This is a genomic window from Marinomonas arctica (genome assembly GCF_003259225.1).
GTDB lineage: Bacteria > Pseudomonadota > Gammaproteobacteria > Pseudomonadales > Marinomonadaceae > Marinomonas > Marinomonas arctica.
Window position 1 is genome coordinate 1 of the sequence record NZ_QHJF01000064.1, and the last position, 1034, is coordinate 1034.

Genomic DNA, 1034 nt, shown 5'->3' on the forward strand with positions numbered 1-1034 from the left:
ATCTGAAGCTTAGAAGTTTTTCCTGGAAGCATGGCATCAACCACTTCGCCCAAAAGAGGGCTCGTCATCAGTTCTCGGCATTCTCTCTTAAAGAGTGACCCGGATTTGCCTAAGTCACTTGCCTACCGCCTTAAACACAGACAACCATCGCTGTGCTGGCCTAGCCTTCTCCGTCTCTCCATCGCAATATACATCGGTACAGGAATATTAACCTGTTTCCCATCGACTACGCATTTCTGCCTCGCCTTAGGGGCCGACTCACCCTGCCCTGATTAACATGGGACAGGAAACCTTGGTCTTCCGGCGGGGGAGTTTTTCACTCCCCTTATCGTTACTCATGTCAACATTCGCACTTCTGATACCTCCAGCCTGCCTTACAGCTTGACCTTCAACGGCTTACAGAACGCTCCTCTACCATGCCTAATAAATTAAGCATCCGTAGCTTCGGTGTACAGTTTTAGCCCCGTTATATCTTCCGCGCAGGCCGACTCGACTAGTGAGCTATTACGCTTTCTTTAAAGGATGGCTGCTTCTAAGCCAACCTCCTAGCTGTCTAAGCCTTCCCACATCGTTTCCCACTTAACTGTAACTTTGGGACCTTAGCTGACGGTCTGGGTTGTTTCCCTTTCCACGACGGACGTTAGCACCCGCCGTGTGTCTCCCGTAATTGCACTCATTGGTATTCGGAGTTTGCATGGGGTTGGTAAGTCGGGATGACCCCCTAGCCCAAACAGTGCTCTACCCCCAATGGTGAGATACGAGGCGCTACCTAAATAGCTTTCGAGGAGAACCAGCTATCTCCGAGCTTGATTAGCCTTTCACTCCTATCCACAAGTCATCCCCAGCCTTTTCAACGGATGTGGGTTCGGTCCTCCAGTTGATGTTACTCAACCTTCAACCTGCTCATGGATAGATCGCCCGGTTTCGGGTCTATTCCCAGCAACTAAACGCCCTATTAAGACTCGGTTTCCCTACGGCTCCACTATGTGCTTAACCTTGCTACTGAAAATAAGTCGTTGACCCATTATACAAAA

1 rRNA gene is annotated in these 1034 nt (G+C 49.8%); it reads right to left on the minus strand.

The annotated features are described in order from the left end of the window. Positions 1-1034: ribosomal RNA gene (locus DK187_RS20795) — 23S ribosomal RNA — on the minus strand; the annotation flags it as partial.